Source organism: Thalassobaculum salexigens DSM 19539 (assembly GCF_000423805.1).
Classification (GTDB): domain Bacteria; phylum Pseudomonadota; class Alphaproteobacteria; order Thalassobaculales; family Thalassobaculaceae; genus Thalassobaculum; species Thalassobaculum litoreum.
This window is the reverse complement of record NZ_KE384094.1, coordinates 617079-630264: the sequence shown is the minus strand read 5'-3', so window position 1 is coordinate 630264 and position 13186 is coordinate 617079. Positions and strand designations below refer to the sequence as shown.

At 66.2% G+C, this 13186-nt stretch carries 12 protein-coding genes and 1 other RNA gene; 8 read left to right on the top strand and 5 right to left on the bottom strand.

Annotated elements, in window-relative coordinates; all coding sequences use genetic code 11:
• Window positions 1–172 precede the first annotated feature (172 nt).
• From G578_RS0118115 to G578_RS0118095, 5 genes are all read left to right on the top strand, one after another.
• The gene (locus tag G578_RS0118115; protein ID WP_028795451.1) at window positions 173–1156 is read left to right on the top strand and encodes a TAXI family TRAP transporter solute-binding subunit; all 984 of its coding nucleotides are present in this window, start codon (window positions 173–175) and stop codon (window positions 1154–1156) included.
• A gap of 129 nt (window positions 1157–1285) precedes the next feature.
• Window positions 1286–3919: a TRAP transporter permease gene (locus tag G578_RS0118110; RefSeq protein ID WP_028795450.1), complete on the top strand. Its 2634-nt coding sequence runs from the start codon at window positions 1286–1288 to the stop codon at window positions 3917–3919.
• An 11-nt stretch (window positions 3920–3930) separates the two neighbouring features.
• The gene (locus G578_RS0118105) at window positions 3931–4359 is read left to right on the top strand and encodes a universal stress protein (protein WP_028795449.1); all 429 of its coding nucleotides are present in this window, start codon (window positions 3931–3933) and stop codon (window positions 4357–4359) included.
• An 89-nt stretch (window positions 4360–4448) separates the two neighbouring features.
• Window positions 4449–5609, top strand: coding sequence for a DUF2336 domain-containing protein (locus G578_RS0118100; RefSeq protein WP_028795448.1), 1161 nt, complete (start codon window positions 4449–4451; stop codon window positions 5607–5609).
• 126 nt (window positions 5610–5735) lie between these two features.
• Window positions 5736–6020, top strand: a complete 285-nt coding sequence (locus tag G578_RS0118095) for a hypothetical protein (protein WP_028795447.1) — start codon at window positions 5736–5738, stop codon at window positions 6018–6020.
• A gap of 170 nt (window positions 6021–6190) precedes the next feature.
• Here G578_RS0118095 and G578_RS0118090 read toward each other — a convergent pair whose 3' ends face one another.
• Window positions 6191–6826 (bottom strand): alpha/beta family hydrolase, encoded by a 636-nt coding sequence (locus G578_RS0118090; RefSeq protein ID WP_028795446.1) that lies wholly within the window; start codon window positions 6824–6826, stop codon window positions 6191–6193.
• 69 nt (window positions 6827–6895) lie between these two features.
• On the opposite strand from G578_RS0118090, the gene G578_RS0118085 reads away from it, so the two are divergent.
• Both G578_RS0118085 and G578_RS0118080 read left to right on the top strand, forming a co-directional pair.
• Window positions 6896–7480: a LemA family protein gene (locus G578_RS0118085; RefSeq protein WP_051244987.1), complete on the top strand. Its 585-nt coding sequence runs from the start codon at window positions 6896–6898 to the stop codon at window positions 7478–7480.
• Window positions 7481–7486: 6 nt separating this feature from the next.
• The gene (locus G578_RS0118080) at window positions 7487–8518 is read left to right on the top strand and encodes a DUF3137 domain-containing protein (protein ID WP_028795444.1); all 1032 of its coding nucleotides are present in this window, start codon (window positions 7487–7489) and stop codon (window positions 8516–8518) included.
• A gap of 4 nt (window positions 8519–8522) precedes the next feature.
• Here G578_RS0118080 and G578_RS0118075 read toward each other — a convergent pair whose 3' ends face one another.
• The 4 genes from G578_RS0118075 to ssrA all read right to left on the bottom strand — a co-directional run bounded on the left by G578_RS0118075 (window position 8523) and on the right by ssrA (window position 11537).
• Window positions 8523–8897, bottom strand: coding sequence for a glyoxalase superfamily protein (locus G578_RS0118075; RefSeq protein ID WP_028795443.1), 375 nt, complete (start codon window positions 8895–8897; stop codon window positions 8523–8525).
• Window positions 8898–8904: 7 nt separating this feature from the next.
• Complete coding sequence (locus G578_RS0118070; RefSeq protein WP_028795442.1) at window positions 8905–10515, bottom strand: fumarate hydratase; 1611 nt, start codon at window positions 10513–10515, stop codon at window positions 8905–8907.
• Between the two features lie 67 nt (window positions 10516–10582).
• The gene (locus tag G578_RS0118065) at window positions 10583–11074 is read right to left on the bottom strand and encodes an SspB family protein (RefSeq protein ID WP_028795441.1); all 492 of its coding nucleotides are present in this window, start codon (window positions 11072–11074) and stop codon (window positions 10583–10585) included.
• A gap of 89 nt (window positions 11075–11163) precedes the next feature.
• Window positions 11164–11537: a transfer-messenger RNA gene (ssrA, locus tag G578_RS29180) on the bottom strand.
• 73 nt (window positions 11538–11610) lie between these two features.
• Here ssrA and G578_RS0118060 point away from each other — a divergent pair.
• Window positions 11611–13182 (top strand): tetratricopeptide repeat protein, encoded by a 1572-nt coding sequence (locus G578_RS0118060; protein ID WP_156907381.1) that lies wholly within the window; start codon window positions 11611–11613, stop codon window positions 13180–13182.
• Window positions 13183–13186: the final 4 nt, after the last annotated feature.

The window sequence follows — 13186 nt, the reverse complement described above, 5'->3', positions numbered from 1 at the left end:
CCTTCTGTGAAACTGCCCCCCATAGTAGGCCCAAGGGCTGAGGCTCTTGGATCACGGCGATGTCCCGTGGGGGAGCAGGGAACGCGACCCGGCGGGACCCCTGACGGCAGCTCCCAAAGGAGATCGCCGGATCCGAAAAAGATTAACGAGAGAGTCTTTAGGAGGACTTCACATGAAGCGGCTTCTTGCCACTACCTTTGCCGTGGCGCTGGGCGCGGGCGCGTTTGTCGCCGGCGGCTCCGCTCCGGCTTCGGCTCAGAACCAGCAGTTCATCTCCATCGGTACCGGCGGCGTGACCGGCGTGTACTACCCGACCGGCGGCGCGATCTGCCGTCTGGTCAACCGCGACCGCAAGGAGCACGGCATCCGCTGCTCCGTGGAGTCGACCGGCGGTTCCACCTACAACGTGAACACGATCCGCGCCGGCGAGCTCGAGTTCGGCGTCGCCCAGTCCGACGTGCAGTACCACGCCTATAATGGCACCGGCGACTTCGCCAGCGCCGGCGCGTTCGAGGACCTGCGCAGCGTGTTCTCCGTCCATGCCGAGCCGGTGACCATCGTCGCCCGCAAGGACGCGAACATCACCAACTTCGAGGACCTCAAGGGCACCCGGGTCAATATCGGCAATGCCGGTTCGGGCACCCGCAGCACCTGGGAAGTCATCGAGGGTGCCACCGGCTGGAAGCGCGAAGACCTGAAGCTCGCCGCCGAGCTGAAGTCGGCCGAGACCGGTCAGGCGCTGTGCGACAACAAGATCGACGCGTATTTCTGGCTGGTCGGCCACCCGGCCGCGCTGGTCTCCGAGACCGTGTCGACCTGTGAGGCCAACCTGGTCAACGTGACCGGCCCGGCCTTCGACAAGCTGGTCGCCGACAACCCGTATTACCGCAAGGCGGTGATCCCGGGTGGCATGTATCCGGGCAATCCGGACGACACCAACACCTTCGGTGTCGGCGCCACCTTCGTGTCCTCGGCCAAGGTCTCCGACGACGTGGCCTATGTCGTCGCCAAGGCGGTGTTCAGCAACCTTGAGGACTTCAAGAAGCTGCATCCGGCCTTCTCCAACCTCAAGGCTGAGGAGATGGTGAAGGAGGCGCTGTCCGCGCCGCTGCACCCGGGTGCGATCAAGGCCTACAAGGAACTCGGCCTGATGTAATCCCCTGGCCGGGGCGGATCCGTTCCGCCCCGGCCTTTTCTATCTGCAGTCGAACCGGTGCCGCTGGTGCCGGCGCCCAAGGCACGACCCGGCCCGACGCGTGGGCCCGCTCCAAGGATCGGGGGGATCATGAGCGACCAGAACGGCACCTCCAAAACCGTCGATCTCGAAGACCTCGTCGCCTCCACCGACACCGGCAACCGCGTGCCGACCGGGATCGTGGCCAAGGTGCTGGCCGGACTGGCGCTGGCCTGGTCGCTGTTCCAGCTCTACTACGCCTCCGACCTGCCGTTCCTGTTGCAGGATCTCACCGGCCTGCCGGTGGTGTTCAACTCCGACGAGGGACGGGCGATCCACCTGGCCTTTGCCTTCGTTCTGGCCGCCCTGTCCTATCCGCTGTTCAAATCGTCGCCGCGCGACCGCGTGCCCTGGTACGACTGGATCCTGGCGATCCTGGGCGTGGTGTCCTGTCTCTATTTGATCGTCTTCAAGGACACGATCGCCCTGCGCGCCGGTCTGCCGACGACCGGCGATCTGGTGATCTCGACCATCGGCATCGCGCTGGTGCTGATCTGCACCTACCGGGCGCTCGGCTTGCCGCTGGTGATCGTCGCCTCGGTGTTCGTGGTCTATGTGTTCTTCGGCGACCAGCCCTTCATCCCGGAAGTGATCCAGTGGAAGGGTGCGTCCTACGGCAAGGCCATGTGGCACTTCTGGATGCAGACCGAGGGCGTGTTCGGCATCGCGCTCGGCGTGTCGGCCTCCATGGTCTTCCTGTTCGTGCTGTTCGGCTCGTTGCTCGATAAGGCCGGGGCCGGCAACTACTTCATCAAGGTCGCCTTCGCCCTGCTCGGCCACCTGCGCGGCGGACCCGCCAAGGCGGCGGTGGTCTCCTCGGCCATGACCGGCCTGATCTCCGGCTCCTCGATCGCCAACGTGGTCACCACCGGCACCTTCACCATCCCGCTGATGAAGCGGGTCGGCTTCTCCGGCGACAAGGCCGGCGCCGTCGAGGTCGCCTCCTCGGTCAACGGCCAGATCATGCCGCCGGTGATGGGCGCGGCCGCCTTCCTGATGGTCGAGTATGTCGGCGTCAGCTATCTCGACGTGGTGCGCCACGCCCTCCTGCCGGCCTCGATCTCCTATATCGCGCTGCTCTACATCGTCCATCTGGAGGCGCTGAAGGCCGGGATGCGCGGCCTGCCCAAGCCTGGCGGCCCGCGTACCGCGCTGCAGAGCCTGCTCGGCGTGCTGACCGGCTTCCTCGCCATCGCGATCCCGGCGGCGATCATCTACTACACGCTGGGCTGGACCAAGGACGCCTTCGGCGACGCGACCTTCTACGCCGTCTGCATCCTGTTCGTGGTGGCCTATATCGCCCTGGTGGCGGTGGCCGCGCGGTTCCCTGAGCTGGAACTCGACGACCCGAACGCGCCGGTGGACAGCCTGCCGGAGGTGCGCCCGACGGTGCTGTCCGGCCTCTACTTCCTGCTGCCGATCGTGGTGCTGGTGTGGTGCCTGATGATCGAGCGGCTGTCGCCGGGGCTCAGCGCCTACTGGGCGACGGTGGGCATGCTGTTCATCCTGATCACCCAGCACTCGCTGAAGGCCGTCTTCCGCAAGACCGGCGATATCGCCCATGGCTTCGCCCGCGGCTTCTCCGAGATCCTGGAGGGCCTGATCGCCGGGGCGCGCAACATGATCGGCATCGCCGTGGCCACCGGTGCGGCGGGTATCATCGTCGGCACGATCTCGCTGACCGGCGCGCACCAGGTGGTGGGCGAGTTCATCGAGTTCCTGTCCGGCGGCAACCTGATGGCGATGCTGGTGCTGGTGGCGATCTTCTCGCTGATCCTCGGCATGGGCCTGCCGACCACGGCGAACTACATCGTCGTGTCCTCGCTGATGGCCGGCGTGGTGGTCGAGGTCGGGGCGCAGAACGGCCTGATCGTGCCGTTGATCGCCGTGCACCTGTTCGTCTTCTATTTCGGCATCATGGCCGACGTCACACCGCCGGTCGGTCTCGCCTCCTTCGCGGCGGCGGCGATCTCGGGCTCGGATCCGATCAAGACCGGCTTCACCGCCTTCTACTACTCCCTGCGCACGGTGGCGCTGCCGTTCCTGTTCATCTTCAACACCGATCTGCTGCTGATCGACGTCACGCCGATGGAGGCGGTCTTCGTCTTCATTGTCGCGACCGTGGCGATGCTGCTTTTCGCCGCCGGCACCCAGGGATATTTCTTCGCCAAGAACCGGGCCTGGGAGGCGGTGGCCCTGCTGCTGATCGCCTTCACCCTGTTCCGGCCGGGCTTCTGGCTCGACCTGATGCAGGATCCGTTCGAGACGGTGGAACCGACCCGGGTGATCGAACTGGCGGGCGAGATGCCCGACGGTGGCGAGCTGCGCCTGGTGGTCACGGGACCGGATTTCAACGATCTCGACGCGACCCACGAGACCACGCTGATCCTGCCGCTCGGAGCCGCCGGCCCGGGTGAGCAGCGGCTGCAGGATGCCGACCTGCTGGTCATGATCGAGGACGGCGTGGCCAAGCTGGAGGAGCCGTTCCGGCCGGGTCCCGCCGGCAGCATCCCGGGCCGTAAGCTCAGCGGCTTCGACTTCTACGGGGACGATCCGGTCCGCATCTCCGAGATCCATGTGGAGGCCGAGCGGCTGCCCAAGGAGGTGTTCTACATTCCGGCCCTGCTGCTGCTCGGGCTGGTCATCGTCCTGCAGCGTCGGCGCACCGACGTGCCGGCGTTCTGAGGGAGGTCGCGATGTTCTCGGATATTCTCCTGGCCGTCGATCTGACCTCGCCGGAGACCCAGAGAAAGGCGGTCGCCGCCGCGGTCGGGCAGGCGAAAGCCTTCGGCAGCCGGCTGCACGTCGTCACGGTGGTGCCGGAGTTCAACTCCGGCATCGTCGCCGGCTTCTTCCCCAAGGATTTCGAGGGCAAGGCGCTTGAGGCGACGCGCGAGCAGCTTCATGCCTATTGCGAGAAGATGATCCCGGCCGATGTGAAGCTGCAGCACGTGGTCGCCCACGGCACGATCTATCAGGAGATCGTCAAGGCGGCGCAGCGGACGAACTGCGACCTGATCATCATGGCCTCGCACCGTCCCGAGCTTTCCGACTTCCTGCTCGGGCCGAACGCCGCCCGGGTCGTCCGGCACGCCGCCTGTTCGGTGATGATCATCCGCGACTGAGCCGGCGCGCTCCGGCGCGCGGAATCAAAGCGCAGGCCTGAAAACGCTGCTATAATCTCCTTGGAATACATGCCGAGGAGGCCCGATCCATGACCGGTGACGACGCAGCGCCGACCCTGGCGCAACTGATGAGCAAGCTCTCGCGGTCTGCCTCCACCGAGGCCCGTGGAGAGGTCGCTGACGCGATCGGCCGGTCGATCGACAGTCCCGAACTCGGCCCCGTCGAGCGGGACATCGCCCTGGACATCGTGCGCAAGCTGGCCGGCGACCTGGAGCAGCAGGTTCGCAGGAACCTGGCCGACGCCGTCCGCCAATCCGTCGGCCTGCCCCATGACGTCGCGCTGAAGCTGGCCAAGGACGTGGCCGAGGTGGCGCTGCCGATCATCAGCGACAGCGTGGTCCTGACCGACGGGGACCTGGTCACGATCGTGGAGGAGGGCGACACCGACAAGCAGCTGGCGATCGCCAACCGGGACGAGGTCTCCGAGGTCGTCGCTGGCGCGCTGGTCGAGCGCGGCAACGAGGACGTCGTGGTCGCCGTCGTCTCCAATCCGGGAGCCGAGCTTAACGAGCCCGTTCTGGGCAAGGCGCTCGACCGGTTCGGCGACAGCCCGCGCCTGCAGACCCCCATGGTCGGCCGCGCCACCCTGCCGGTGGCCGTGGCGGAGCGTCTGGTGTCCCTGGTCTCCGACAAGCTGAAGGACGAGTTGGTCCGCCGCCACGAGATCTCGCCGGACATGGCGACCGACCTGGTGCTTGAGGGACGGGAGCGGGCCACGCTGGCGCTGCTGTCGGACGATGCCGGGAGCCAGAAGGTCGAGGATCTGGTCCGCGAGATGGCCCGTAACGGCCGTCTTACCGACTCGATCCTGCTGCGCGCCGCCTGCACCGGTGATCTCGCCTTCGTCGCGGCCGGCCTGGCAGTCCGCGCCAAGATCGCCTTCCGCAACGCCGACCTGCTGGTGCATGACGACGGGGCGAACGGGCTGAAGTCCCTCGCCTCGAAGGCCGGGATGAGTGAGCACGATCGGATCATCCTGCGCGCGGCGGTTGATGTTGCCCGAACTACGGAGATGGTCGACGCGCCGGATGCCCGCGACCGCTTCGCGGAGACCGTGCTGGAGCGGGTGCTGACCACCTTCGATGCCGACGAGGTCGGGTTCTCCGAGGAAGACGCGGAATATTTGATAAAAAAGCTCTCTAAATACACCGGAAAGCATAAAGAGAACGCCGTCTCCCATCTCCGCTAGAGATGGTTGAAGGCGATGAAGCAATCGATGAAATTTGTGGATCACTGCGTTAATTGAATTTTTACCCGTGTTGCGTATGATCTTATTCCAGATGAGACGACCGGCTCTTTTGTGGGGACGAGCCAGATGGCGGTCGATACCTGGAATGATCAGGAACTGAGCTTCCATGAGCGCGCTGCGACCGCGGCGCGTTCCGTCGTGATTGCACTGTTCTGGATGACGCTTGTCGCCGGCCCACCCGTTGTCGGGGGCGTGCTTGGCTGGATGGCGACACGGGATGCGGGCAGAGGCCCGTTGAGTGGTCTGCTCGGGCAGCTGCCCGCCGATCAGATGGGCGTCACCATCACGCGGGAGGAAGTGGAGGCTGTCGGCCTTGACCCCCGTGAGATCAAGGCGATCCTGGCGGAATAGCCCTCGTGGCGCGGGTTCTAGAGCAGATCGTGCGGTGACGGGATCACTTCGTGATCGCGCCAGCGTGCGTGACTCTGCTCTATCTCCTTGTTTTAGAGACAAATTCACCGACCATATTGAATCATGAAATGATTCAATATGGTCGGATTTGGCTCTAGGCTCCGGCGGGCCTACAGGGCGCGCAGGAACCCGTCGGCCGTTTTGGCCGCCTTCTCCCATGCCTGTTCCACGCTCCACCCGCTGGCTTTGCGCGGCGCCAGGTCGTGGTTGCCGTCCTCGATCCAGTCCACCGCCACGGTGTCGGGCAGCGCCAGCGCCTCGACCTCCGCGCGCGTGCCGAACGGATCGCGGGTTCCCTGAATGATCAGCGTCGGGCAGCGCAGGGCGGCGAAGTGCTCGGTGCGCAGGCGCTCCGGCTTGCCCGGCGGGTGGAAGGGATAGCCCAGGCAGAGGCACCCCCGGACCGCCGTTTCCACCGCCGTCTCCGCGGCGATCAGCGAGGCCATCCGCCCGCCCATCGATTTGCCGCCGATGACCAGGGCCTGCGGTCCACCGAGATGCCCGATCACCGCCCGCCACTGCTCCAGCAAAGCCGGCGCGCGCTCCGGCGGCCGTTTGCGGCCCGTGGTCCGTCGCTCGGCCATATAGTCGAACTCGAAACGCACCACCCGGTGGCCCCTGGCGGCGATACGGGTGGCGATTGCCTCCATGAAGGGGCTGTCCATCGGTGCCCCGGCGCCATGGGCCAACACGAGGGTGACGGCGGCGTCCTGTGGCCCGTCGGTCAGCAGCGGGAAATCGCGCATCTGTGTCTCTGGATCGTTGTTCGCGGCAACGAGTATAATGTTGATCGGATCGAGAGGGGGAGAAGCGGAATGGACATGCCCAGCCTGATCGCCGTGGGCGTCTTTGTCCTGCTCGCCGCCTATATCCTCTACCGCACCCACAGCCGCATCGTGGTGACGGGAAACGAGGCGGAACAGGCCCTGGCCTCCGTCGATGTGCAGCTTCGCAAGCGCCACGACCTGATACCGCAGGTGGTCGCCACAGCGCGAAAGTTCATGATCCACGAGGCCGCCCTGCTGGAGCGCCTGACCGAGCTCAGGGCCAAGGCCGCCGCTTCCTACGACAAGACCAAGGCCGGCGAGGTGGCGGCCCACCTGGAGGCGGAGCGGGCCCTGCAGTCCGAGTTCCGCCAGCTCTTCAGCCTGGCCGAAGGCTATCCCGAGCTGAAATCCGACGAGAGCATGACCCGGGTGCAGGACACGCTGGAGGAGGTGGAGGGCAACATCGCCGCCGCCCGCCGGTACTACAACGCCTCGGTGATGCAGCACCGCAACGTGATCCAGACCTTCCCGGGTAACATCATCGCCCCGCAGATGGGCGCGGTTCCGTTTCCGTACTTCGAGACCGAGGAAAACACCCGGGGCGTGGTCGACGTCGCCCGGCATTTCGGATAGCCGGGCGTGGCGCAGGTGCCGGTCGGCCGGATGCCCGCCATCGCCGAGGACCGGCCCTGGCTGAAGGGCGCGCGGGTCTTCGTGCAGCAGACCCTGTGGCCGGGGATGGAGGCGCTCGACGCGGACTATCCCGGGCGCGAGAAGCCCGACTACCGCAAACGCTACCTCCAAGCCGCGGCCTTCTTCGGCTGTTTCGTCGCGGCGGTCTTAGGGTCGGCCGCGATCCATCCCTTCCTGGCGTTTCCAGTCTTTCTCGGCGGCATCATCAGCCTGTTCGTTATCGGGGCGTTGATGGGTTCCGGTCAGCCGGCCGAGCAGGTGGCCAAGGCCCGGGCGATGGAGAAGCGGGTGGTCGCCGACATCGCCGGCTTTCTCGGCTTCACCTACCGGCCGGACGCAACGGGGGAGGCGGCGGGTGACGCGCGGGCGGATCTGCGGGACGCCGGCGTGCTGCCCTACGAGCCGGAACACTGCCACTGGTCCGAGGGGCTGCGCGTCACCGGCGACGGCTACGCCGCCGACGTCTGGGACCTTGTCGTCAGCCAGTACGGCCCGGAGGTCCGCGACCAGAACACGCCGTTCGAGGGCATGGCGGTCCGCATCGCCCCGACCCGGAAGCAGATCGCCGGCAATGTGGTCGGCATCGGCAGGCAGACCTTCTTCCGCAGGGCCACCGGTCCGGTGTGGATCGGCAGCGGCGAGCGGCCGGAGTACGAGCCGGTGGATCTGGAGTCGCTCGAGTTCGAGCAGCGGTTCACGGTGTTCGCCACCGATCAGGTCGGCGCGCGCTATCTGCTCACCCCCGCCTTCATGGCGCGGCTGGTCGGCATGACCGACGTGATCGGCTGCGACGCGGCGCATTTCGTCTGCGTCGACAGCCACCTGACCCTGCTGTTCGACACACGGTCCGATCCGTTCGAGATCGGCGACGGCAAGACCCTGTGCGACGCGGCGTCGGTGGAGCGGGTATTCGCGGAACTGTCGAGCATTCTAGACCTGGCCGAGGCCCTCGACCTGGACAGCCGCACCCGCGTCTGAGCGCTCAGGCCCCGGTGTCTTCCCAGAACCGGAGCCGGTTGGCGAAGGGGTCGGTGACCTCCATCACCAGCCCGCCCCAGGGAGCGGGATCCAGGCCCGGCCGGTTGTACGGATAGTCCCGGGCGATGATCTCGGCGTGGAAATCGGAAAGGGCGGTCGCCTGCACGAACACGGTCGAGCCGGGCGTGCAGTCGCCGTGATGCTCGCTCAGATGCAGGCGCATGCCGCCGCGCGAGACCTGCATGTAGAGCGGGGCCGTGGGCTCGAAGCGATGCTCCCAGTCGACGGCGAAGCCGAGCCAGTCCCGGTAGAACCCGAGCGCCTTCGCCGCGTCGAAGATCCGCAGGATCGGAACGGCGGCGAAGGCGGGGCCGGTCATCGGAGGCTCAGATATCCTTGAAGAAGTCGTTGCCCTTGTCGTCGACGACGATGAAGGCCGGGAACTTCTCCACCTCGATCCGCCAGATCGCCTCCATGCCGAGCTCCGGATATTCCTGCACCTCGACCTTCTTGATCGAGTTCAGGGCGAGCTTGGCCGCGGCACCGCCGACGGAGCCGAGATAGAAGCCGCCGTGCTGCTTGCAGGCCTCGCGCACCACGGACGAGCGGTTGCCCTTTGCCAGGGTGATGAAGCTGCCGCCATGGGCCATCAGCGGCTCCACATAGCTGTCCATGCGGCCGGCGGTGGTCGGGCCGAACGAGCCCGAGGCATAGCCCTCCGGCGTCTTGGCCGGACCGGCGTAGTAGATGGGGTGGTTCTTGATGTAGTCCGGTAGCGGCTTGCCGGCGTCGATCAGCTCCTTGAGCTTCGCATGGGCGATGTCGCGGGCCACGATCATCGGTCCGGTCAGGGAGACGCGGGTCTTGATCGGATACTGCGACAGGGTCTCGCGGATCTCGCTCATCGGCCGGGTCAGGTCGATCTCGACCGCGTCGGCGGTCAGGCTGGCCTCGTCGATATCCGGCAGGTACTTGGCCGGATCCGCTTCCAGCTTCTCCAGGAACACCCCGTCGCGGGTGATCTTGGCGAAGGCCTGGCGGTCGGCCGAGCAGGACACGCCGATGCCGACCGGCACGCTGGCGCCGTGGCGCGGCAGACGGATGACCCGGACATCGTGGCAGTAGTACTTGCCGCCGAACTGGGCGCCGATGCCCATATCCTGGGTCATCTTCAGGATCTTCGCTTCCCATTCCAGGTCGCGGAAGGCATGGCCGCTGTCCGAACCCTGAGTCGGCAGGTTGTCCAGATATTTGCAGGAGGCGAGCTTCACCGTCTTCATGGCGAATTCGGCCGAGGTGCCGCCGATCACGATGGACAGGTGATAGGGTGGGCAGGCCGCCGTGCCGAGGGTTCGGATCTTCTCGTCCAGGAACTTTTCCAGGCTCTCCGGGTTCAGCAGCGCCTTGGTCTGCTGGAACAGGAAGGACTTGTTGGCCGACCCACCACCCTTCTGCACGAACATGAACTTGTAGGCGTCGCCCTTGTCGGCATAGAGCTCGATCTGCGCCGGCAGGTTGGTTCCGGTGTTCTTCTCCTCGAACATCGACAGCGGCGCGAGCTGGCTGTAGCGCAGGTTGTGGTTCACGTAGGTGTTCTGGATACCGCGGGCCAGCTCCATCTCGTCGTCGAAGCCGGTGAAGATGTTCTGACCCTTCTTGCCCATGACGATGGCGGTGCCGGTGTCCTGGCACATGGGCAGCACGCGGCCGGCGGAGATGGACGCGTTCTTCAGCAGGTCATAGGCGACGAAGCGGTCGTTCTCCGACGCCTCGCTGTCGTCGAGGATGTTGCGGAGCTGCTGCAGATGCGCCGGGCGCAGCAGGTGGGAGATGTCCATGAACGCCTCCTCGGCGAGCATGGTCAGGGCTTCCGGCTGAACGCTGATGACCTCGCGGCCACCGATCTTGTCGACGGACACGTGGTCGCTGGTCAGCTTGCGGTACTCGGTCGTATCCGGGCCGAGCGGGAACATCTCGGTGAAGTCGAACTCCGCCATAGGGGCATCCTCTCCGGTCTGCGGCATCGCGTCGGGTGCCGAACCGGTCGGCCCCGGCATGGCTATATTATTTCTTCTTGCGGAACTGATCGAGGGAGACGACCTCGCCGGTGCCGGCATCGTCGTCGGCCGCCTCGTCCTCACCGTCGGGCGTGTCGCCGCCGCTGGGATCGTCGTCGTCCCCTGTCGGGGTTTCGCCGTCGGCCGTCTGCTGGAACTGAAGCCCGAACTGAACCGACGGATCGGCGAAGCCGGTCAGCGCCTCGAACGGAATGGTCAGCGGCTCACGGATGTCGTTGAAGCTCAGCGTCACCGAGAACTGGTCTTCCAGAATCTCCAGATCCCAGAACTGGAACTGCAGGACGATGGTCATCTCGTCGGGATAGCGCTCGACCAGATATGCCGGGATATGGACACCGGGCGCGCTCGTCTTGAACGTGATGTAAAAGTGATGATTGCCCGGAAGACCGCGCTCCGCCGCCCGCCGAAGGGCATCACGAACCACACCACGCAGGGCCGTTTCGACCATCAGGTCGTATCGGAAAAGATCGTCAGCCATCGGCTTCCCGAACGTTGGACGTTCGGCCAATGAACACCAGGGCCCTGTGACCCATCAAGGGAAAAATGCCGGAGGGATATGCGGGGGAGAGTGCGAGCCTTCTGTTGCTAGGCGGCCCGCGAGCCCCACGTTACGACGCTAACCGCAACGGATTAGTCGAGACTACCGAGCTGCATTACGCAGCCAGGCGCGCCTCAGCATAGTTGTCGTTCGCAACTATCATACGGCCCGATAACGGCGGTACCATCCCGAGCAAAAAGCGGTCCTTTACTACGCGCGTCGATCCTGTTTCGCCCCCATGAAACGTTCCGGCCATTCTTCATCAGAACGGTCGGAGATTTTGGTGGAGGCGCCGGGTACTGCCCCCGGGTCCGCAACGCTTATTCCGAGCGCCGTTTATCGCCATAGTCGACCGAAGCCGACATCGCAGGATATAAGCCCTTCTTAACGGCTGTTAAAGGGTCTTGTGCGAAACGGTATATAGGCGCCGGTTCACTCTGATCCCGATCGGAGGCCGGAAAGTCAGGGCGGTAGTGGTGTCGAAGTCGGTTGATTCCCTCCAAGAAGCCGAGCGCCTTGCGGCGTCCGGCAATACGAAAGCGGCGCTGGCGCAGTTCAGGGCGGCAATCGACGGTGCGCCGATCACCGCGCGGGCGCGGGCGGCCGACATGGCCCTCGAGCTCGGCGAGGCGGATCAGGCCTTCGTGCTCGCCGAGGAAGCCTGGCGGATCGCGCCGAACGCGCCCGAGGCGCTGCTGCTGATGGGCCGGATCGCCTGGCGGGTCGGCGCCATCGACGATTCCCTGTCCTGCCTCGACCGGATCCGCCGCGGCGATCCGCTCTGGCCCCTGGCCCAGGCCGAACGCGCCGAGGCGCTGATGGCCGGCAACAAGCCGGTGGAAGCCTATAACGACCTGCGTTTCGCCCTGCGCACCGACCCGCGCGAGCCGGCGTTGTGGCTCACCCTCGGCCATGTGCTGATGTCCCTGGACCGGCTGGACGAGGCGGAGGACGCCTATCGCAACACCACCGACCTGGATCCGGACTCCGTCCGGGCCCTGGCCGGCATCGCCGATGTCTGCCTGAAGCTCGGACGCGCGGACGAGGCGGTGGCGGCCGGCGAGAAGGCGCTGCAGATCTCCGGCAACGACCCGGTGGCCCGAACCATCCTCGCCCAGGCGCTGCTCGCCATCGGCCGCGACGGCGAGGGCTGGGCCGGCTACGAGGCCCGATTCGACGCCAACAACATCGACCCGCGGATCGGCGCGAAGCGACGCGATTTCGATCTGCCGCAATGGGACGGCAATCCGCTCAAGGACAAGGGGCTGCTGGTCTGGGGCGAAGGCTCCCCGGCGGACGAGATCCGCTTCGCCGCGTCCCTCCCGCAGATCATCCGCGAGGCGCCGAACCCGCTGGTGCTGGAATGCGACGCCCGCATGCAGGCGCTGTTCGAGCGGTCGTTCAACGGCGTCAAGGTGGTCGGCCGCACCTCGCCGCCGGACGACTCGATCTCCAAGGAGCAGATCCACTGGCAATCGCCGATCGGCAGCCTGGCCCTGCGAACCAAGGTCTACGAGAACGGCTACGAGTCGCTTGCCCGCGCCTATCTGGAGGCCGACCAGGCCAAGGTGATGTCCTGGCGCGACCGGTGGTCGCCGAGCGGGGAACGAATCATCGGCCTGTCCTGGCGTCATCCGGACCCGGGCTCCGCGCGCCGGTCCATCCCGCTGGAAGCGGTGCTCGACGCGGTGGCGATCCCCGGGCGCGTGGTGGTATCGCTCCAGCGCGGGATGACGCCGGAGGAGCGGGAGATGGCGGCCGACAAGCTCCTGCTTGAGCCGGATCCCGATCCGGCGGACGTGGACGCCATGGCCGCCCGCGTGGCCGCCTGCGACGTGGTCGTCACCATCGACGCCCTGGTCGCGCATCTGTCCTCGGCGCTGGGCATCGACACCCGCATCCTGCTCGACAACGGCGCGGATGCCCGCTGGGGCGTGGGCAAGGCGCGCACGCCCTGGTACCCGACCGCCCGGCTGTATTGGCAGGATCACGACGGGACGTGGAAGCGGACCGTGGAGCGGATGAAGGCCGCGCTGGACGGGGGCTGACCCG